The organism is Myxococcus virescens (assembly GCF_900101905.1).
GTDB classification, from domain to species: Bacteria; Myxococcota; Myxococcia; order Myxococcales; family Myxococcaceae; genus Myxococcus; species Myxococcus virescens.
Genome location: NZ_FNAJ01000011.1, coordinates 220881 through 240863 on the forward strand (window position 1 = coordinate 220881; position 19983 = coordinate 240863).

Sequence of the window (19983 nt, forward strand, 5' to 3'; positions counted from 1 at the left end):
CCGCCCGCCCGCCTTCATCCCCGGCTGAGCAGGTGCGTCAGCCGGGTGTGCAGGTCCACCAGCTCCGCTTCGCGGGCCCGGAGCAGCACCAGGGCGTCCTCGCCGTAACGCCGCGCCAGGGCGTTGGTTTCGCGCTCCTGCTTGGCCAGCTCGTCCTGGATGCGGCCCTTGAGCTCGTCCGCCGCGCCGCCCTGGAGCTGCCCCAGCTTGTCCTGGAGCTTGCGGACCGCCCAGCGCCGCCCGCCGAAGGCTCGCAGCAGCGCGCTGCCTTGCTCCGCCGTCTTGGGGTCCAGCCCCGACGCGGCCAGGGCCTCGGTGTGGGCCTTGGCCAGGGTCTCCGTTCCCTGCCCGGAGGCCTGGGCAAGGTAGGTCTGCTGGTAGCGGACCAGGGCGTCGAGCATCGTCGCGTCGAGCGGGGGGGCGGCCCAGCGGAGGGTGCGGTCGTCGGCGGCGGTGAGGTCGGTGGACGACTCCCGGTTGGGGACGTCCTGGAAGCCGTTGTCGTCGAAGAGGAAGGAAGACATGGGAGGTGCCTTGCGGGGGAATGGGCCCGGGACTACGCGGGCACGAGCTGGTCGGCGATCCGGGCCAGGTCCGACACGGAGGTGACGACGACGGCCTGGTGACAGTGCTTCTCGTAGGTGAGCATCTCGCTGTCGCCAATGCCCCAGTTGCCACGCTCCTCGGGGCAGATCCACAAGAGCCGCTTCGCCTTGCGGCGCAGGTCCTTGAGGGCCCAGGCGTTGTTCGCGTTGTAGTTGTTCCGCCCGTCGCCAATCACCATCACGGTGGTCCGGCGGGTGATGCTGCCCAGGTGGTCCCGGGTGAAGTCGGCCAGGGCGCGGCCGTAGTTGGAGTTCGCGCTCAGGGACACCGTCTTGCCCGCGGTCGCCATGTCGATGGCGGCGTCGACCTCCAGGTCCTTGAAGTACTGCGTCACCTCGCCCACGTCGGACACGAAGACGAACGAGCGCACGCGGACGAAGAGCGACTGCATCGTGTGCATGAACAGCAGCATCATCCGTGAGGCTTGGCGCACGGAGTCGGACACGTCGCAGAGCACCACCAGCTCCGGGCGCTCGGGGCGGCGGCTGCGGAACTGGGGCACCATGGGCACCCCGCCCCACGGCAGGTTCCGGCGGAGGGTGCGCCGCACGTTGAGGGCGCCCTTGCGGTGCGAGCGCTGCTTCCGGATGAGCCGGCTGCGCAGCTTCTCCGCCAGGGTGCGCACGGCGGACTCCATCTGGTCCACCTCCGCCTGGGTGAGCAGGTGCAGCGGCTTGTCCGCGGCGGTGTCGGTGCGGCGGCGGATGCGGGCCTCCGCCTGGCGCTTCACTTCCTGGCGCGCGGCGTCCTCGATCTTCCGCATCGCGGCCGCGACATGGCGCGAGACAATCTCCACCCCTTCGGGGGGGAGGCCGCGGGCTCGCAGCTCGTCCTCGAGCGACTTCATGTCGTTCCGGGCCTTGTCCGCCCCAGCCGCCGCCAGCATGCGCCGGGAGAAGAACCCGGCCTGGAGCGGGCTCTCCATTCGCGACAGGTCCAACTGCAGCGAGGCCATCCGGAAGATCTGCGCCAGCCGGGCCCGGTCTCCCATCAGCACGGCCTGGGCCAGGGGGGACATCTCCGGGAGGAGCTGGTGCATCTGGATGAGGACCATCTTCAGCAGGTCGCCCTCCAGGTAGCCTTCCTCCTCCAATTGCTGCGCCAGCGACTTGTCGATGTCCTCGAACGTCCTCGCCGCGCCGGAGAAGTAGAACTCGAAGGCCCGGTTGAAGGTGTCCACGTCCAGCTCGCGCTTCACCAGCGTGGTGCGGAGCACCGAACGGAACAGGTTCCGGTCTTTGAGGCCTACCTCGGACGTGGCGCGCAGCGCGTCCTGGACCTCGGACGTACTGACACGCACACCGTTCTGGCGAAGGACCTCGGCGAACTCGACGATGCGGGCATCCACGCAACCATCATGTCCGGGGATGGCCCGCGCGCAATCGGGAATGCACAGCCATGAAGCGACCGGACGCCTGCCTCCCTGGTACACGCGGTGTAATCACTGAAATTTACTGAATTGCCGCTTATTCCGGACCGAAGTCGCGAGCCACCCGCTGCGGTTTCAGAGGGGAGTCGGGCAACCCCTGGCCTGAGCGCCGAAGGGGGCCCGAATCTCGCTGCTCAATGAAACAAAGACTGACAGTACGTGCTGGGGCGATTTCAGGCCGGCCGCTCGAAGGACATCACGGCCTCGACGTGATGTGTCTGAGGGAACATGTCGACCACCTGGAGGGCCAGCGGCTTGTAGCCCGCGGCAACCAGGCCCGCGGCGTCCCGAGCCAGGGATGCCGGGTCACACGCCACGTACACCACGCGGCGCACACCCAAGGCGGTCATCCACTTCGCCAGGCCCGGGGCTCCCGCGCGCGGCGGGTCCGCGAGGCACACATCGAAGCGGCGCTGCTCGGCCACCAGCCCGTCGCACACCTTGCGGGCGTCGCCCTGGATGAAGCGCACATTCGTCACCCCACCCTCGCGAGCGCTCCGCTGGGCCAGCTCGACGCCCACGGGGGAGGACTCCACGCCCAGCACGGACGCGGCGGTTCCGGCCAGGGGGAAGGTGAAGTTGCCGTTGCCCGAATACAGCTCCAGCACGGTGTCGGACTCGCGGGCCCCCAGCTCGTACACGGCCGAGGTCACCAACCCCACGTTGGCCTCGGCATGAGCCTGAGCGAAGGCATCCGGCCGCAGGTACAGGGGGACTTCCGGCCGCAGCGGTGAGTAGGAGCGCAGCGCCGGCTTGCCAAGAAGCCGAGCCGAGCCTTCCTTCGGCGTCAGCACCGCGCCCTCCAGCCGCAGGGCTCGCACGGCTGCCTCGGCGGCCTCCAGGTGGCGCGCCGTCACCGGGCCGCTGAGATTCACCGCGAACGCGGCCTTGTCCCCTTCCGCCAGCAGCAGCACTTCCTCGGCATCCTTCGCCAGGGGCTTGAGCAGCGGGGCCAGCTTGCCGGGAAGCGCCGTGAGCACGGGCGTGAGCGCGCCGCAGGCTTCCACGGGCACGCGTTCGTGGCTGCGCCGGCCGAAGTACCCCAGCGCGCCCTTGCCCGCGGGATGCAGCACCGCGCGGCGCCGGTAGCCCCAGTCGCGGGGGGCCACCAGCAGCGGACGCACGGTGAAGCTGTCCCGAGCCAGGTGCCCCAGGTGCTCCAGGGTGGAGAGGACGATCTCCTGCTTCGCGCTGCGCTGGGCGGGCTCGGCGAGCCCCAGCCAGTCACAGCCGCCGCAGTCGGACGCGTACACGCAGGGCGCGTCGCGCCGGTCCGGGCCTGGCGACACCACCTGTCGCAGGATGCCGCGCAGCACGCGGCCTTGCGTCTCCAGGTGGACGCGCACGGTGTCCCCCGGGAAGGTCCCCGGGATGAAGACGGTGCGCCCCTGCCAGGAGGCCACGCCTTCGCCGAGCTGGCCGAGGCGTTCGATGGTCAGTTCAATGGGAAGTTCGGGTAGCGGCAACATTCAGGCGCTATTCGGGCGGGAGCTCCGAGCGCAGGCGCTCCACGAACTCCGCGATACGCGTTCGCTTGTCTTCATCAACGTCCAGGAACTCCACCGCCATCCCTGGGGACTGGGGCGCGGGCACGCCCACGGCATTGGTACGAGTCACCCGCCCCTTCAGCTCCACGGGGAAGTGCGCGCCGGGCAGCGTCACCAACAGCCGCACCACCGTGTCCACGGCCAGCGGCTTGTCGGTGTTGATGTAGAGGCCCCCCTTCGACAGGTTCACCGCCCAGTCGGTGACGAAGCCAGAAACGCTGCGGTAGGCCACCGGCAGCTCGTACTCGAGACGGGGCGCGCGGGGATGAGGGGTCGAGGTGTTGGGACTGTCTGCCATGGGAAGCGCTCCGCCGCGGGGTTCGTACGACGCCCGCGGCGGTGCACCTTATCCCCACACGCTCAGACTTTCATCTCACGGACGTCGGGGGCCACCGTCAGCTTCGGCTCGGTGAGCTTCTGCACCTGCTCCACCGTCACTCCCGGTGCCACCTCGCGCAGGATGAGCCCCTGCGGCGTCACGTCGATGTACGCGTGGTCCGTGACGATGTGGTGGATGCACTTGAGGCCCGTCAGCGGCAACGAGCACTTCTTGAGGATCTTGGGCTTGCCGTCCTTGTTGGCGTGCTCCATGGCCACGAAGATGCGCTGGGCACCGACGGCCAGGTCCATGGCGCCACCCATGCCCTTGATCATCTTTCCGGGGATCATCCAGTTGGCCAGGTCGCCCTCTTCGCTGACCTCCATGGCGCCCAGCACGGCCATGTCGATGTGGCCGCCGCGGATCATCCCGAACGACAGGGCCGAGTCGAAGAACGCGGCGCCGGGCACCGCCGTCACCGTCTCCTTCCCGGCGTTGATGAGGTCTGGATCCTCCTGGCCTTCCACGGGCCAGGGGCCGATGCCCAGCAGGCCGTTCTCCGACTGGAGCACGATGTCCATGCCCGGCGGGATGTAGTTGGCCACCAGGGTGGGCATGCCGATACCCAGGTTGACGTAGAAGCCGTCCTGCAGCTCCTGGGCGATGCGCTGTGCAATCTGTTCACGAGTCAGTGGCATGGCTGGGCTCCTCAGGCCGACTTGCGGACGGTGCGCCGCTCGATCCACTTCTGGAGGTTCTTCGCCTGGACGATGCGCTTCACGAAGATGCTCGGGATGTGCACCAGGTCCGGGTCCAGCTCGCCGGGCTCCACGATGTGCTCCGCCTCGACGATGGTGACCTTGGCCGCCATGCACATCATCGGGGAGAAGTTCCGCGCCGTCTTGCGGAACACCAGGTTGCCCCAGCGGTCCGCCTTCCACGCGCGGACGATGGCGAAGTCCGCCTTCAGCGGCGTCTCCAGCACGTGCAGCCGCCCGTCGATGACGCGCGTCTCCTTCCCTTCGGCCACCTGGGTGCCGGCGCCCGTCGGGGTGAAGAAGCCGCCAATGCCGCAGCCGCCCGCGCGGATGCGCTCGGCCAGGGTGCCCTGCGGGTTCAGCTCCACCTCCAGCTCACCGGAGAGGAACTGCCGCTCGAACTCCTTGTTCTCTCCCACGTAGCTGGACACCATCTTCTTCACCTGCTTGTTCTGAAGCAGGATGCCGAGCCCCAGCTCGGTGGTGCCGCAGTTGTTGGAGATGATGGTGAGGTTCTTCACGTTCTTCCGGTGAAGTGCCTCGATGAGATTCTCCGGGTTGCCGCACAGCCCGAAGCCGCCGCTCATGAGCGTGCAGCCATCCGGGATGTCGGCGACCGCCTCGTCCGCGTTCGCGTAGACCTTGTTCATCCGCCCTCCCGCATGTGCGAACGGGGTGACGGCCCTTGGCGGGCCCCCACCCCGTGCCCCTCCCCTATCGGGAGAGGAAGTTCAGCGCTCCACCATCAGCGCGATGCCCTCGCCGCCGCCGATGCAGAGCGACGCGACGCCACGCTTCTTGTCCAGGTCCTGCATCGTCTGCAGCAGCGTCACCAGCACGCGCGCGCCGGACGCGCCAATCGGGTGGCCCAGCGCCACCGCGCCGCCGCGCACGTTCACCTTCGACGCGTCCAGGCCGAGCAGCCGGTTGTTCGCGATGGACACCACCGCGAACGCCTCGTTGATCTCCCAGAGGTCCACGTCACCCGCGCTGATGCCCTGCTTCTTCAGCAGCTTGTTGATGGCGTCCGTGGGCGCGATGGTGAACTCCACCGGCTTGCGCGCCGCCTGGGCGTAGCCCGTGATGCGGCCCAGGATGGCGCGGCCCTCGGCCTTCGCGCGCTCCTCGCTCATCAGCACCAGCGCCGCGGCGCCGTCATTGATGGAGGACGCGTTGGCGGCCGTCACCGTGCCGTCCTTCTTGAACACCGGCTTCAGGCCCGGAATCTTGTCCGGCTTCGCGTTGCGGGGGCCCTCGTCGTCGGAGACGGTGACGACGTCCTCCGGCTTCTTGCCCGGAATCTGGACCGGGACGATCTCCGCCTTGAACAGGCCGTCCTTCTGGGCCTGGATGGCGCGGCGCGTGGACTCCAGCGCGTACTCGTCCTGCTGCGAGCGGCTGATGTCTTGCGTCGTGGCGCACTCCTCGGCGCAGATGCCCATGTGGACGTTGCCGTACACGTCCCAGAGGCCGTCGAGGATCATCGCGTCCTTGAACTCCACGTTGCCCATGCGCGCGCCGCCACGCATCGTGTGGCTGATGTACGGCGCGTTGCTCATGGACTCCATGCCGCCCACGACGACGACGTCCGCTTCGCCCAGGGCAATGGCCTGCGCGCCCGCGCTGACGGCCTTGAGGCCGGAGCCACAGACCTTGTTGAGCGTGGTGGCGGGAACCGTCTCCGGCAGGCCAGCGAAGATGGCCGCCTGGCGAGCAGGCGCCTGGCCCACGCCCGCGGTGAGCACGCAGCCCATGATGACTTCCTGAACGGCCTCGGGCTTCACGCTCGCGCGCTCCAGCGCCGCCTTGATCGCGATCGCGCCCAGCTGCGGGGCCGTCAGCTTGGCGAGCGCGCCCTGAAAGGCACCAATGGGGGTACGGGCCGCGCCCACGATGACGACGTCACGAGCCATGAAAACTGCCTCCTAATGAGGATGTGCGGATGCTCTTCGATAACAGTGTCGGGGGCCCTTATCACCGGCCACTTCCCTGAGTTCAAGCATCCTTGCTCGTCACACGGGCGTGATCGTCCACTGTGCACGACGCAACGCGCCAGCCCTCGTAACCGTGCGAAGTCACGAAGGCTGGCGGTGTGCTGGGCGTGTCCCCACCCAACCTACCGGTCGGATGGTTTCTCGGGGGCAAGCCAGGAGAACAGTTCCGCGTCCCACCCACCCGTCGTGATGGCCTTGCCGTCCCCTCGCCAGGAGATGCCCAGGATCGTGCTTTCGTGGGCGCCCATGACCGTGGGCTGGAACGCGCCCGCTTCACGGACGTCCCAGCTGAAGAGCAATCCACCTTCGCCGCCACTGGCGAGCCGCGTGCCATCCGGGCTCCACGCCAGCGCCAGTTGGATGAGCCAGGTCCTGGCGCTCGCAACGAAGGCACCCGTGCTCAAATCCAGGACGGCGAGCTGCTCACTGGTGCTCAGCGCCAGGTGCGTCCTGTCGGGGTTGAGCGCGGCGGCCACAATGCCCGTCAACCCGGGCTCCATGCGTCGAAGGACACCGGACGTACGGTGCCAGAGGTTCCACGCCCCCTGGCTGTAGACGATGATCAGCGACGCGCCATCGGGCGTCCATTTCAGCTCGACGACAGGACTCGGCGTTTCTGGGATGCGCAGCAACTCCGTGCCGCTCCCCACGTCCCAGACCTGGACGGTTCCTTTTCTCCCGGTGGGCGACACCGTCGTGCCCGCGCCCGCCAGGGTCCGGCCGTCTGGCGTCAGCGCGGCGTGCTCCACCCTGGATTGCTGTCCATGAGACCACGGCGTCAGCTCGACAGGCGTGCGCACCCGGGTGCCCGCATTCACGTCCCAGACGCAGAGCCGGCCGTCATCGCCTCCCGTCGCGAGTCGCGTGCCCTCCTCGCTCCACCCCAAGGCACGAACGTCTCTCCCCCCATGTCCGTCCAGCGCTCCCAGCGCCTGGCCTGAATCGCTCCAGAGTCGGACCTTGCCCTCGCTGCCGGCCGATGCCAGCCGAGCTCCCGCAGGACTCCATGCCGTGGCGTTGACCGCCCGCAGATGCGCCAGCAATTCAGTGCGCCGCACGCGCGCGTGTTCCTCATCCACCTGGAAGACGGACACCGCGGCGGGCTCCCTCTCCGTCGCGACGAACGTGTTGTCGACCGGGTGGAACCGCACGGCGCCGTAGCCGGACGCACTCAGCGGGTTGGGGAGAGGCTCGAAGCCATCCGCCACCACCGTCCCGGTGTTTGCCTCCAGGACCGTCAGCGATCGGAGTCCATCCACCACCACGAGCCAGTCCTTCGTGCGGCTCCAGTCCATGCGGGCGAGCAGGCCCCACGGGCCTGTCCACATGGCCTGCTGTTCGTGGGTCGCTGCCTCATACACTCGCACGTAGCGGAAGCTGCCCACCGCGTACCGCGCTCCGTCCGGGCTCCAGGCGAAGCCATGGGCATTGCTCTGCCGGTAGAGCGGCCCGGCTGGGGCAAGCGGGTGGATCTCCACCATCTCGCCCTGCACCTCGAGTGCAATACGGCGTGCATCCGGGCTCCAGTGGATCTGGTGGACGGGATACTCCGTCAGCAAGGGCTCCCGGCGCTCCGTCCCCGTGTCCGCGGACCAGAAGCGCACTTCCCCGCCGCCCGTGTCCAGGTTGCTGATGCTGGCGAACTCGTTGCCGTCTGGATTCCAGGCAACGCCCAACACCCGGCCCGAATGGGCGCGCCAACGCTGGACAGGCGCGCCTGTGTTCGGGTCGATCCGGGCCAGCTGCCCATCTTCGAAGCCGGCGATCAGGTCCTCCATCCTGGGCCCCCACGCCACGGCACGAATGTCCGAGCCCTCCACTCGAATCACCCGGGAGACGTGGCCGAGCTGCGCATTCCAGATGCGCAGTGAGCCCTCCCCCCCGACTCGATCCAGCACCGCGAGGAGGACCCCGTCCGGGCTCCAGGCCACAGCGATGGGGTGTCGTGCACCTGACTGCCTCCACAGCGCGGAGTGCTCGAGCGTTGGCGCGAACCCCACACCACAGCGCCGGTTCTGCTCCACTCGGATGACCTGGGGCGTCTGCTCTGGTCCGCAGCGCATCCATCCGGTGAATCGCCACCCCTCCGCGGGCTCCGCCTGGAGCGTGACTTGGGTCCCCACATCGAAGCGCGCCATGCACGGGCCCGTGCAGCCGCTCAGCCCTTCCGGCGTGCTCGTGACCCGCCCTGCGCCAAAGACTTCGACGGCGAGCGTCCGCTTCCCATCATCCTGGGGTGGAGCCGGTTCGACGGTGAAGGCCACCAGTTCGGACCACGCCCCCAATTGTCCGTGGGTATCGACCGCGCGGCAGCGGGCCGAAAACTGCCCCTTCGTCTGGAAGACGGGAGCCACGTCACCGGCGGTGCCGCTGGGAACACGTTCGGACAGGCTGACTTCCGCCGCCGCACGCCCCCAGTCGAATGCGTAGGTCAGCGCGTCACCGTCCGGATCCTCGGCGATGCACCGGAAGTCTCCCGGCAATCCCGCCGTGAGCCCGACGACGGGGGCCTCGATGCGTGCCTGGCCCGGAGGGCGGGACACAGAGGGATTCGGGCTGCTTCCACTCGAACAAGCAAACACCGCACTCAGCATGAGTGCGCAGGCCACCCCGGAGCGACTGCCCCAGGCAACAGAACGAACAAACATGGATTGTCCCCCGCGTGCTCGGCCCCGTAGCGCGCGGCGTCTTGCATAGCAGGCCCCGCCCCGAAACGGCAACGGCCGGGCCCCCTCTCGGGAACCCGGCCGTCTCGCCGTGCTGGCGCGTGCGACTGAAGACTACTTCTTCAGCTTGCTCGCCATCACGTCGCCGAGGCGCGCCTTCGAGCCTTCCGCCTGCTTGCGGAGGTACTCGCGGTAGTCCTCGCCCTCGCCGATCAGCGCCTTCATCGACAGCGCGACCTTCCGGTCCGGGGTGTTGATGTCGATGATCTTCACCTCGACATCCTGCGCCTCCTGCACCACGTCACGCGGGTTCTCGACACGCTCCTCCTTCAGCTCGGAGACGTGGACGAGGCCCTCGATGCCCGGCTCGATCTCCACGAACGCGCCGAAGTCGGTGACCTTGGTGACCTTGCCCTTCACGCGGCTGCCCACGGGCAGGCGCTCGGACAGCGTCTCCCAGGGGTCCGGCTGGAGCTGCTTGATGCCCAGGCTGAAGCGCTCGTTCTCGACGTCGATGTTGAGCACCACCGCCTCGACCTCGTCGCCCTTCTTGAACATCTCGCCCGGGTGCTTGATGCGCACCGTCCAGGAGATGTCGGAGACGTGCACCAGGCCGTCCACGCCCTCCTCGACGCCGACGAACACGCCGAAGTCGGTGACGTTGCGGATCTGACCCTTGATGACGGAGCCGATCGGGTACTTGTCCTCGAGCAGCGTCCAGGGGTTCTGCTCGATCTGCTTCATGCCCAGCGCGATGCGCTTGGCCTTCGGATCGATGTCCAGGACGACGGCCTCCACCTCCTGGCCGACCTCCAGGATCTTGGACGGGTGCTTGAGGCGCTTGGTCCAGGACATCTCGGACACGTGCACCAGACCCTCGACGCCCTGCTCGATCTCGATGAACGCGCCGTAGTCCGTGATGGACACGACCTTGCCGCGGACGCGCGTGCCGACCGGGTACTTCTCGTCGGCGCGGTGCCACGGGTCCTCCTGGATCTGCTTCAGGCCCAGGCTGACGCGCTCCTGCGTCGGGTCGAACTTGAGGACGACGACGCGAACCTCGTCACCCACGTTGAACATCTCGCTCGGGTGACCGATGCGGCCCCACGACATGTCCGTGATGTGGAGCAGACCGTCGATACCGCCCAGGTCGATGAACGCACCGTAGTCGGTGAGGTTCTTGACCACGCCCTTGAGGACGGCACCCTCCTTGAGGTTCTTGAGGGTCTCCTTCTTCATCTCCTCGCGCTGCTTCTCGAGGAGCACGCGGCGGGAGAGGACGATGTTGCCGCGCTTCTTGTTGAACTTGATGACCTTGAACTCGAATTCCTTCGAGATGTACTGGTCAAGGTTCCGCACGGGGCGGATGTCAACCTGCGAGCCGGGCAGGAACGCCTTCACGCCGATGTCGACGGACAGGCCGCCCTTCACGCGACCGACGATGGTGCCCTTGACGATCTCATCGCGCTCGCAGGCGGCGCTGATCTCGTCCCAGATGCGCATCTTGTCGGCCTTCTCCTTGGAGAGGACGACCATGCCGGTGTCGTTCTCGCGGCTCTCCAGGAGGACCTCGACGGGGTCACCGGCCTGAACCGAGACCTCTCCGCGAGGGTTGGTGAACTCGGAGATCGGGACCTGTCCCTCGGACTTGTAGCCGATGTCGACAATCGCGAAGTCCTTCGTCACCTGGACCACGGTGCCCTTGACGATCTCCCCTTCCTTCAGGATGCCGTCACCACCGCGCTCCTTGAGCGAGGCCTCGAACATTGCGGCAAAGTCTTCGTCGCCGCCGTCCATCCCGACCTGCTGGTTCACGTTCTGCTGCATGAAATGGAAGTCCTTTGAAACCGGTACAACTGCCCCCTGATGGTGGTTTTTCCGTCGCGACCTGCGGGGAGCAGCGGGCAGTGACGTTCGTCCTCCTCATTGAGGACTTGATTTGATGGAAGCCGCGCACCCTAGACACCGGTGATTCCGGTAGTCAAGCGAGCTCGTGCCCCCTGTGCTGTTGGGTGGATGTCCTACCCCGGAGCTGTCAATGGCTCCTAGTTAAGAACGCCTGCCCTGCCGCGCAGCCCCGTTCCGCAGGATGCCTGCCCCCAGCCTGGTGCTCGAACGAGCGGCCAAGGCCCTGAAATTCCAGGGCCAACGCCGGGCCGCGCTCAACCGCCGGAGGCCCCGGATTTCTTCCCGGCCGTCAGCCCTGGAGCTTGAAGCTCTCGCGGGCGATCACCATCCGCTGCACCTCGCTGGTGCCTTCGTAGATGGTCTGCACGCGGGCGTCGCGGAAGAACCGCTCCACCGGGAACTCGTCGATGTAGCCGTAGCCGCCGTGGAGCTGCACGGCCTTGTCAGCCACCTTGTTGCTCATCTCGCTGGCGAAGAGCTTCGCCATGGAGGCCTCGCGGGAGAACGGCTGGCCCTTCTCCTTCATCGACGCCGCGCGCAGCGTCAGCAGCTCCGCCGCCTCCAACTGCGTCTGCATGTCCGCGAGCATGAAGCGCGGGCCCTGGAACTCGCCAATGGGCTGGCCGAACGCCTGGCGGTCCTTCACGTAGGCCACGGTCGCCTCGAGCGCCGCGCGCCCCACGCCGCAGGCCTGCGCCGCGATGCCAATGCGCCCACCGTCCAGCGCCACCATGGCCAGCTTGAAGCCCTGCCCTTCGGCGCCCAGCAGGTTCTCCGCCGGAACCTCGCAGTCCTCGAACGTGAGCGACACCGTGTTCGAGGAGCGCAGGCCCATCTTGTCCTCGTGCTTGCCGATGATGAGCCCCTTCGTCCCGCCTTCGACGATGAAGCACGACAAGCCCTTGTTGCCGGCGGGGGACGTGCGCGCCCACACCACCATCACCCCCGCGTGCGCGCCGGAGGTGATCCACTGCTTGCTGCCGTTGAGGACCCACACGTCTCCGCGCCGCACCGCGGTGGTGCGCAGCGCGCCGGGGTCGGAGCCCGCATGGGGCTCGGACAGCGCGAACGAGCCCGCGATGGCCTCACCGGACGCCAGCCGCGTCACGTACTTCTCGCGCTGCGCGTCGGTGCCGAACGCGTTGATGAGCTCGCCGCACATGTTGGTGACGGCCATGGCCACCGACGTGGACGCGTCGGCCGCGGCCATCTCCATCATCGCCAGCGCATAGGCCACCACGCCGGCCTCCGAACCGCCATAGCGCGCCGGGAGGTTCACCCCCAGCAGCCCCATCTCGCCCAGTTGCCGGAAGAGGTCCGTGGGAAAGCGCTCTTCGCGGTCCAGTGTCCGGGCAAGGGGGGCCACGCGCTCGCGAGCGAACTTGCGCGCGGTGTCGCGGATGAGGGTCTGCGTCTCGGTGAGCTCGAGGTTCACGGCGGTTGTCCTACTCGATGGCCTTGAGGTTGAACGGGTACTCGATGGGGCGGTCCGTGCCATCCGGAGGCTTCGGGAAGGTCATGGACGACAGGACGGCCTGTACGCAGTCGTGCAGGCTCGGGTCCTTGAGCGTGCTGGTCTTCTTCACCACCCGGGCGTCCTTCACCAGACCGTTGGCGTCGATGGTGAAGGTCGTCATCAGCCGCCCCTCCACCGTCCGGTCCTTCTCCGCCATGTGGTCCTCGTAGCACTCCTGGATGCGGCGCTGGTGGTACTGGACGACCTGACGGATGGAGTCGGGCGTGAAGGGCATCCGGTCGACGTCCGGCCCTTCTCGCTTGGCGGGGGCCGGCGTCGCGGCGGCGGACTTGCCACCGGCGGGCGCCTTCGCGGGGGCGGCGCCCTGCGCGAGCGCAACCGCCGAGGCCAGGACGACTGCGGAGAGAAGCGCTCGGTTCATGACGGTTACTCCCTCAGCAGGTTGGCGGCGATGACGATGCGCTGGATTTCGCTCGTCCCCTCGTAGATCTCCGTGATGCGCGCGTCGCGCACGTGGCGCTCCACGTCCATCTCCTTGCTGTAGCCCATGCCGCCGTGCACCTGCAGGGCCTTGTTCGCCACGCGGCTGGCCATCTCGCTGGCGTACAGCTTGGCCATGGCGCTCTCCGCGCTGTGGCGCACGCCCTTGTCCTTCTGCAGGGCCGCCCGCCACACGAGCAGCCGGGCCGCGTCGATCTCCGTGGCCATGTCGGCGATCATGAACTGGATGGCCTGGTGCTCGCGGATGGGCTTGCCGAAGGACTTGCGCTCACCGGAGTAGCGCACCGCTTCCTCGTACGCCGCGCGCGCGATGCCCAGCGCCTGCGACGCGATGCCGATGCGGCCGCCGTCCAGCGTGCTCATGGCGATCTTGAAGCCCTCGCCTTCCTTGCCGAGCATGTACTTGGCCGGCACGCGCATGTCCTCGAAGAACATGGAGCAGGACCAGGCGGCGCTGATGCCCATCTTCTTGTCCGGCTCGGCGCGGATGAACCCCGGGGTGTCCGTGGGGACCATGAACGCGGTGATGCCCTTGTGGCCCGCTTCCTTGTTGGTCATCGTCATCAGGACGATGGCGTCGGCCTTGGGGCCGTTGGTGATCCAGTTCTTCGAGCCGTTGATGACGTACTCGTCACCCTTGCGCACGGCGACCGTCTTCTGCGCGGCGGCGTCGCTGCCAGCCTCGGGCTCGGTGAGGCCGAAGCAGCCCAGCTTCTCGCCCCGGGCGAAGGGCGCCAGGAACTGCTCCTTCTGCGCGTCCGTGCCGTACTTCATGATCGGATCGCAGTAGAGCGAGTTGTTCACGCTCATGATGACGCCGGTGGAGGCACAGCCGCGGCTGATCTCCTCCATGGCGATGGCGTAACAGACGTTGTCGAGCCCGGCGCCGCCGTTCTGCTCGGGAACGGCCACGCCCAGCAGGGACAGCTCGGCCAGCTTCTTCACCGCGTCCGTCGGCCAGGCGTGGTGCTCGTCCCACTTGCGGGCGTTGGGGATGAGCTCCTTGGCCGCGAACTCGCGGGTCATCCGCTGGATTTCACGCTGGATGTCGGTCAACTCGAAGTTCATGGAACCTCCATAATATGAGGGGCTTCCCTCTGGAACAGCGAAGACGCGGCGCGCGCGCGGAAGCGCGCCGTGGCGTGCCGGTGAGACACCGTCCGGTCGCCTGAGACCCGGGATTCCCCGGGAGTACCCCAGAACATATTGAGGGGCACCGTGACGTCGAGGCTGACGTCCAGCCGGTTCCCCTCCCCCGTCCATGCCCGCCGCACGACCACGGACAGGGTCCACGGCACCGTGTCCGGGTGCCGTTCGATGAAGTCATAGGACAACCCCAGCCCGGCCACGCCGCCCGAACCGTCCCGCCCCCACAGCCCCGCGCCTTCGGCCAACACTCCAAAGCGCGCTGCGTCAGGAAACGCATACACCCGTGCCCCCGCGAGCATCCGGAAGGCCGTCCGTCCCAGCCGGAGCTGAGGCTCCAGGAACGGCGACACCACCAGCGTGGGCCCTGGCACGTCCAGCGCCGGCAGGGCCCACGGGTGGACGGGCCAGGACAGCACCCAACCCTCCTGGGCATCCGGCCCCCACTCGTAACGGACGTCGGGCACGAGCGGCTCCAGGAAGCAGCCCGTGTAGAGGCACAGCGAGCGCTTCCAGGACACCAGCACGGGGGCCCGCCCGTCGTCGTCCTCACCTGCGTCCGAAGCCTGGGCCGGCACGGCGGCCAGGAGACACGCCAGCAGTCCCCCGGCCGCGAGCCCCTTCACCGCGCTACTTCCCGGTGAAGGTCGCGGTGCGCTTCTCCAGGAAGGCCTTCATGCCTTCGCGCTGGTCCTCGGAGCCGAACAGGTCGCCGAAGGCCTTGCGCTCGATGTCGTTCGCCGCGCGCAGGTCCTGGTCGGCGCCGGCCTCGATGACCTGCTTGGCCTTGGAGATGGCCAGCGGGCTGTTCTTGAGAATCTTCTCCGCCACGGCGCGGCAGTGCGCGAGCAGGCCGTCCGCGGGGAGGACCTCCAGCACCATGCCAATCTCCTTCGCCTTCGCCGCGTCGATGCGGTCGCCGGTGAAGATGAGCTCCTTGGCGCGGGCGCGGCCCACCACGCGGGTGAGGCGCTGGGTGCCGCCGAAGCCGGGGATGACGCCCAGGCCGACTTCCGGCAGGCCGAGCTTGGCCTTCTCGGAGGCGTAGATGAAGTCACAGGCCAGGGCCAGCTCGGAGCCGCCGCCGAGCGCGAAGCCATTCACGGCCGCGATGGTCGGAATGGGCAGCGCCTCCAGCGCGGCCATGACCCGGTGCCCCAGGGCGCCGAACTCCTGGGCCTGCGCGTCGGTGAGCGCGGCCATCTCCGCGATGTCCGCGCCCGCGACGAAGGCCTTCTCGCCGCCGCCGGTGACGATGAGGACGCGCACGTCCGCGGGAAGGGACTTCAGCGCGGACTCGAGCTCCTGCAGCGTCTTGGTATTGAGGGCGTTGAGCGCCTTGGGGCGGTCGATGAAGAGGGTCGCGATGGCGCCCTCCTGCTCCAGCCGGATGTTCTCGTAGGCCATGTTCGAGGCTCCTGGGGTGGACGTGGGTAACCGCGGGGCTCAGTACTTGTAGAAGCCGCGGCCGTTCTTCTTGCCGTACCAGCCGGCTTCCACGTACTGCCGCAGCAGGGGGCTGGGGCGGTACTTGGGGTCGCCCAGGCCCTTGTGGAGCACCTCGGCGATGTAGAGCACGGTGTCCAGGCCGATGAAGTCCGCCAACTGCAACGGGCCCATGGGCTGGTTGGTGCCCAGCTTCATCGCGGTGTCGATGTCCTCGACGGAGCCCAGGCCCTCCATGACGGCGAAGCAGGCCTCGTTGAGCATGGGGATGAGGATGCGGTTGACGATGAAGCCCGGGTAGTCCTTGGAGACCACCGTCGTCTTGCCCATCTTCTCCGCGAGGGCCCGCGTGGTGGCATACGTCTCATCGGACGTGGCGGCGCCGCGGATGATCTCCACGAGCTGCATCACCGGCACCGGGTTCATGAAGTGCATGCCGATGACGGACTCGGGGCGCTTGGTATACGCGGCGATCCGGGTGATGGGGATGGACGACGTGTTGGTGGCGAGCACGCCGCCCGGGCGCACGATTTCGTCCAGGTCCAGGAAGATGCCGCGCTTGAGGCCCTCGCTCTCCGTCACGGCCTCGACGGCGAAGTCCACGTCCTTGGCGTCGGTGACCTTCGTCACGGTGACGAGGTTGGCCTCGGCGGCCTGCTGCCTGGCGGCGTCGAGCTTGCCCTTCTCCACCAGCTTCTTCAGGCCGGCGCGGATGCGGTCAGCGCCCTTGGCGAGCCCCGCTTCGGAGACGTCCGCCAGCGTGACGCGAAGGCCCGCGACGAGTGCCACCTGCGCGATGCCCGCGCCCATCTGCCCTGCCCCGACGACGACAATGTGTTCCGTTGCCATGGCGTGTACGCACCTCTTGGGTCGGAAAGTGTGAAGAACGTTGTGCCGGCGGCCTTAGCCCACGCCCCCAGGTCGGTCAACGAACTGCGGCGGGCAACTGAAGCTGCCGGACGATGTACTGCCCTTCGCCGACGACGAGCTCCGTCTCCAGGCGCACACGGGCGTCGCTGCCCTCACGTTTCACGAAGAGCGCCGCGTCCCAGGTGCCCTCGGGCAGGTCCACCTTGTACGTGAGCTCAGGCGGTGGTCCCGAGGGGAAGAACCGCTCCTCTCGCTTGAGGAGCTGGCCTTCCGGGTCGGAGATCTGCAGGTCCACGGCGCGCACGGAGGCCCAGCCCGGGCCCGCGAGCTGGAAGGCGACGTCGCGCTCGGGGGTACCCGTCACCTGCCACAGGTAGAGGCCCAGGGCGACGAGCAGGAGCAGCGGCAGCCGCTTGGCCAGCGCGCTCTTCCGTTCGTTCGGGCGCGGAGGCGGCGCGGCGCTCGAGGGGGACTCATCGGGAGGGGGCGTGTCCGCCACCGTTACTCCTTCTTGGTGCGCTTCGCGCTGGGGCGCTTCGCGTTGAGCTCGGAGATGACCACGCTGGGCGTGGCGGACCGGCGGGACTTGGTGGGCTCTGGGGGGGCTTCCGACTCGGAGGGCTTCTCCTCCTTCTCGGGAGGCACCAGGCGGATCTGCGCCTTGATCTCCACCGTCATGCCGGACATGAGCTTGAGGAACTCGTCGCGGAGCTTCTCGGACTGGAGGAAGCGGCGGAGCTCCTCGGTGACGGCGCGCGTCACCTCGTCCTTGGTCTTCTCGGCCTGGCCGAGGATGAAGCCCAGGGCTTCCTTGGGGAGCTTGAGCTGGCCTGCGAGGTTGCGGATGCCCTCTTCCGTCATGAAGAGGGCACCCAGGCCGGCCACGGCCATGCGGCGGACGAACTCCGGAACGAAGCCCGCGGGCCCGTTGGAGCCACTGGAGCGGTCCTGCCGTTCGTCTTCGTCGAGCAGCGGATCGGGCGGGAAGTCGTCGTTGCCGGCCGGGGCCATGATGTCTCCTCGATAGTTAGCGGGCCTGCATCACCGGCAGCGGAACGCTCTTGATGCTCTGGGCAGACACGCGCCCTGCGACGTTCCGCGCGACTTCCTGGAAGGCCTTCGCCTCCGGGCTGTCCTTGGCCCCCACGACCACCGGAACGCCGGAGTCTCCAGACTCCCGCACCTTCAGGTCCAGCGGGATTTCACCGAGGAATGGAATCCCGAACATCTGCGCGGCCTTACGGCCGCCGCCGTGGTTGAAGATGGCCGTGGTGTGCGAGCAGTTCGGGCAGACGAACTGGCTCATGTTCTCCACGATGCCCAGCACGGGGATGTGGACCTTGTCGAACATCTGCTTGGCGCGAACCACGTCCGCGAGCGCCACGTCCTGCGGCGTGGTGACGAGCACGGCGCCTGCGGCCCGGACGGACTGGGACAGCGTGAGGGCCACGTCACCGGTGCCGGGCGGCAGGTCGAGGACGAGGTAGTCGAGCTCGCCCCAGTTCACGTCCCGGACGAGCTGCATCAGCGCGCCGTGGAGCATGGGGCCGCGCCAGATGAGCGCCTGGTCGGCCTCCACGAGGAAGCCGATGGACATGACCTTGAGGCCGTGGGCCTCGAGCGGGTTGAGCGACTTGCCGTCCGGGCTGACGGGGCGCTTGTCGCCCAGGCCGGTCATCAGGGGGACGGACGGGCCGTAGAAGTCCGCGTCGAGCAGGCCCACCTTGGCGCCGTGCTGGGCCAGGGCCGTGGCGAGGTTGAGGGCGACGGTGGACTTGCCCACCCCGCCCTTCCCCGCGCCGACGAGGATGATGTTCTTCACCTGGGGGAGCAGCGCGCCAGCGGGCATGCCCCCGCCGGCCGGCCGGACCCGGGCGCCCCACTCGATGTCGAAGGACTTGAGGCCGGGGACGGCCTTGAGGGCGGCCTCGGAGTCGGCCTGGATCTTCCCCTTCATGGGGCAGGCAGGCGTGGTGAGCTCAATCTTGAGTTTCGCGGTGTCCCCACTGACGTGGATGTCCTTCACCATTCCCGCCTTCACGAGATCGATGTGAAGCTCGGGATCCATCACCTTCGACATCGCAGCGAGGATGTCGGCCTGGGTAACGCTCATCAGGACACCTGAAACCTTTGGAAAACGGGCGGTTGTCAGCCGCCAACGGGCGCGGAATCTGCCAGCCCAGGGGGGGCTGTCAACGTCGTTTAACGGGGCTGTACGCCCAGCGCACCCTGTAGGTCCCAGGCTCGGCCGCCTACTGTCGGCCCGCTGAACGGGCCTATCAGGAGCGCTGGTGTGGGCCCAACGGCCGGAGGGACGTGGGCCCGGTGCGTTACTCAATTTAACAAAGACCTCATGCTCATCGCGCCCGCTCTTTGCGTCCACTCAAGGTTCGCCCCCCCAAATATCGAGGCTACGAATCGTCCGTGACGCAGTTGTTCCCTATCTGCCATGGGGTGATCTGCCCCGTTCTTCGGGCCACGAGTTACGAGAGCCCTGCGGCGCTGCTGATACCGTGCTTGGGGAATGATGCAGCAGGGGCGGTATGGGTACGGCAAGCTCCGGCCTCCGCGGGCGTCTTGTATCCCAGACGGCTGTGCGGACGATTCTCGTTGTAGTCGCGCCGCCACTCCTCGATGAGGACGACAGCCTCCCTCCTGGTGGCGAACCACTCCGCTGACAAGCACCCGTTGCGGAAGCGACCGTTGAAGCTCTCGTTGGTGCCGTGCTGCCAGGACTTACCCGGGTTGCTGCAGGCCGTTTGGATGCCGCTGGCCTCCAGCCACCTGCGCAGGGCCTTGGCGATGAACTCTAGGCCGTTGTCGCTCCTCAGGTACTTCTTGCGCATGCCCAGCGGCTCCTTCGCCGCGGGACTCGCCGTCGCCACCACCGGCAGCAGACGCACCGCCTCGACAATTTTCGCCCAGCTGACGTCGACGCCGGTAAACCCACGGCTGCAATGTGCTCAACCGTGGTGTAGCCCCCATTTCGAACGGACAGGTCCCTAACGCATAGGACCAGCCTAGAGATGGACACGAAGGCACTCGAAGTAGAAGTCATCCCACCGGCTCGCCCTGGTCGCCGACGACGCTTCAACGCCGAGGAGAAGCAACGGTTCCTGGCAGAAGCGGAGATGGCCGGGCAGAGCATCTCCTCGGTGGCCCGTCGCTATGGACTGTCGGCGAGCATGTTGTTCCACTGGAGGCGACTGGCGGAGGAGGGCTCGATGTCCAGCCTAGGCGCAGACGAGGCGGTAGTCCCAGAGTCCGAAGTGAAGCGGCTGCAGGCCCAGGTGAGGGAGCTGGAGCGGCTGCTGGG

The 19983-nt window shown here is 67.8% G+C and carries 19 protein-coding genes and 1 pseudogene; 1 reads left to right on the forward strand and 19 read right to left on the reverse strand.

Annotation, left to right across the window (positions count from 1 at the left end; all coding sequences use genetic code 11):
• Positions 1 to 14: 14 nt before the first annotated feature.
• The 19 genes and pseudogenes from BLU09_RS27435 to BLU09_RS27525 form a co-directional block, all read right to left on the reverse strand.
• Positions 15 to 524: a hypothetical protein gene (locus BLU09_RS27435; RefSeq protein ID WP_090492643.1), complete on the reverse strand. Its 510-nt coding sequence runs from the start codon at positions 522 to 524 to the stop codon at positions 15 to 17.
• A gap of 32 nt (positions 525 to 556) precedes the next feature.
• Positions 557 to 1954: a VWA domain-containing protein gene (locus BLU09_RS27440; protein WP_090492645.1), complete on the reverse strand. Its 1398-nt coding sequence runs from the start codon at positions 1952 to 1954 to the stop codon at positions 557 to 559.
• Positions 1955 to 2208: 254 nt separating this feature from the next.
• A complete protein-coding gene (locus tag BLU09_RS27445) occupies positions 2209 to 3504 on the reverse strand; it encodes a class I SAM-dependent RNA methyltransferase (protein WP_090492647.1) in 1296 nt (431 codons plus the stop codon).
• A 7-nt stretch (positions 3505 to 3511) separates the two neighbouring features.
• Entirely contained in the window at positions 3512 to 3880 is a 369-nt protein-coding gene (locus tag BLU09_RS27450; protein ID WP_090492651.1) for a TIGR02266 family protein, read from the reverse strand.
• 62 nt (positions 3881 to 3942) lie between these two features.
• Complete coding sequence (locus BLU09_RS27455; RefSeq protein ID WP_011553802.1) at positions 3943 to 4599, reverse strand: CoA transferase subunit B; 657 nt, start codon at positions 4597 to 4599, stop codon at positions 3943 to 3945.
• 11 nt (positions 4600 to 4610) lie between these two features.
• Positions 4611 to 5309 carry a CoA transferase subunit A gene (locus BLU09_RS27460; RefSeq protein WP_090492653.1) on the reverse strand — a complete coding sequence of 233 codons (699 nt, stop codon included), beginning with the start codon at positions 5307 to 5309 and terminating at the stop codon, positions 4611 to 4613.
• 81 nt (positions 5310 to 5390) lie between these two features.
• Entirely contained in the window at positions 5391 to 6572 is a 1182-nt protein-coding gene (locus BLU09_RS27465) for a thiolase family protein (protein ID WP_090492655.1), read from the reverse strand.
• Between the two features lie 203 nt (positions 6573 to 6775).
• Positions 6776 to 9196 carry a WD40 repeat domain-containing protein gene (locus tag BLU09_RS27470; RefSeq protein WP_090492658.1) on the reverse strand — a complete coding sequence of 807 codons (2421 nt, stop codon included), beginning with the start codon at positions 9194 to 9196 and terminating at the stop codon, positions 6776 to 6778.
• 237 nt (positions 9197 to 9433) lie between these two features.
• A complete protein-coding gene (locus tag BLU09_RS27475) occupies positions 9434 to 11146 on the reverse strand; it encodes a 30S ribosomal protein S1 (protein ID WP_002639616.1) in 1713 nt (570 codons plus the stop codon).
• 370 nt (positions 11147 to 11516) lie between these two features.
• The gene (locus tag BLU09_RS27480; protein ID WP_090492665.1) at positions 11517 to 12662 is read right to left on the reverse strand and encodes an acyl-CoA dehydrogenase family protein; all 1146 of its coding nucleotides are present in this window, start codon (positions 12660 to 12662) and stop codon (positions 11517 to 11519) included.
• A gap of 10 nt (positions 12663 to 12672) precedes the next feature.
• A complete protein-coding gene (locus BLU09_RS27485) occupies positions 12673 to 13125 on the reverse strand; it encodes an AgmX/PglI C-terminal domain-containing protein (protein WP_090492666.1) in 453 nt (150 codons plus the stop codon).
• Between the two features lie 5 nt (positions 13126 to 13130).
• Positions 13131 to 14273, reverse strand: a complete 1143-nt coding sequence (locus BLU09_RS27490; RefSeq protein WP_011553809.1) for an acyl-CoA dehydrogenase — start codon at positions 14271 to 14273, stop codon at positions 13131 to 13133.
• Positions 14270 to 14977, reverse strand: a complete 708-nt coding sequence (locus tag BLU09_RS27495) for a hypothetical protein (protein ID WP_090492667.1) — start codon at positions 14975 to 14977, stop codon at positions 14270 to 14272. The genes BLU09_RS27490 and BLU09_RS27495 overlap by 4 nt, the downstream gene beginning before the upstream one ends.
• A gap of 4 nt (positions 14978 to 14981) precedes the next feature.
• The gene (locus BLU09_RS27500) at positions 14982 to 15758 is read right to left on the reverse strand and encodes an enoyl-CoA hydratase-related protein (RefSeq protein ID WP_090492668.1); all 777 of its coding nucleotides are present in this window, start codon (positions 15756 to 15758) and stop codon (positions 14982 to 14984) included.
• Positions 15759 to 15797: 39 nt separating this feature from the next.
• Positions 15798 to 16646, reverse strand: a complete 849-nt coding sequence (locus BLU09_RS27505; protein ID WP_090492669.1) for a 3-hydroxyacyl-CoA dehydrogenase family protein — start codon at positions 16644 to 16646, stop codon at positions 15798 to 15800.
• A 76-nt stretch (positions 16647 to 16722) separates the two neighbouring features.
• Positions 16723 to 17166, reverse strand: coding sequence for a hypothetical protein (locus BLU09_RS27510; RefSeq protein ID WP_090492670.1), 444 nt, complete (start codon positions 17164 to 17166; stop codon positions 16723 to 16725).
• A gap of 2 nt (positions 17167 to 17168) precedes the next feature.
• Positions 17169 to 17678 (reverse strand): hypothetical protein, encoded by a 510-nt coding sequence (locus BLU09_RS27515; protein WP_090492671.1) that lies wholly within the window; start codon positions 17676 to 17678, stop codon positions 17169 to 17171.
• Positions 17679 to 17694: 16 nt separating this feature from the next.
• On the reverse strand, positions 17695 to 18780 hold the full coding sequence (gene apbC, locus BLU09_RS27520; RefSeq protein WP_011553815.1) for an iron-sulfur cluster carrier protein ApbC: 1086 nt from the start codon (positions 18778 to 18780) through the stop codon (positions 17695 to 17697).
• Positions 18781 to 19150: 370 nt separating this feature from the next.
• A pseudogene (locus BLU09_RS27525) lies at positions 19151 to 19504 on the reverse strand (integrase core domain-containing protein); the annotation flags it as partial.
• Between the two features lie 189 nt (positions 19505 to 19693).
• Here BLU09_RS27525 and BLU09_RS38380 point away from each other — a divergent pair.
• The coding region (locus BLU09_RS38380) for a transposase (protein WP_143043207.1) at positions 19694 to 19983 on the forward strand (290 nt) is incomplete at its 3' end.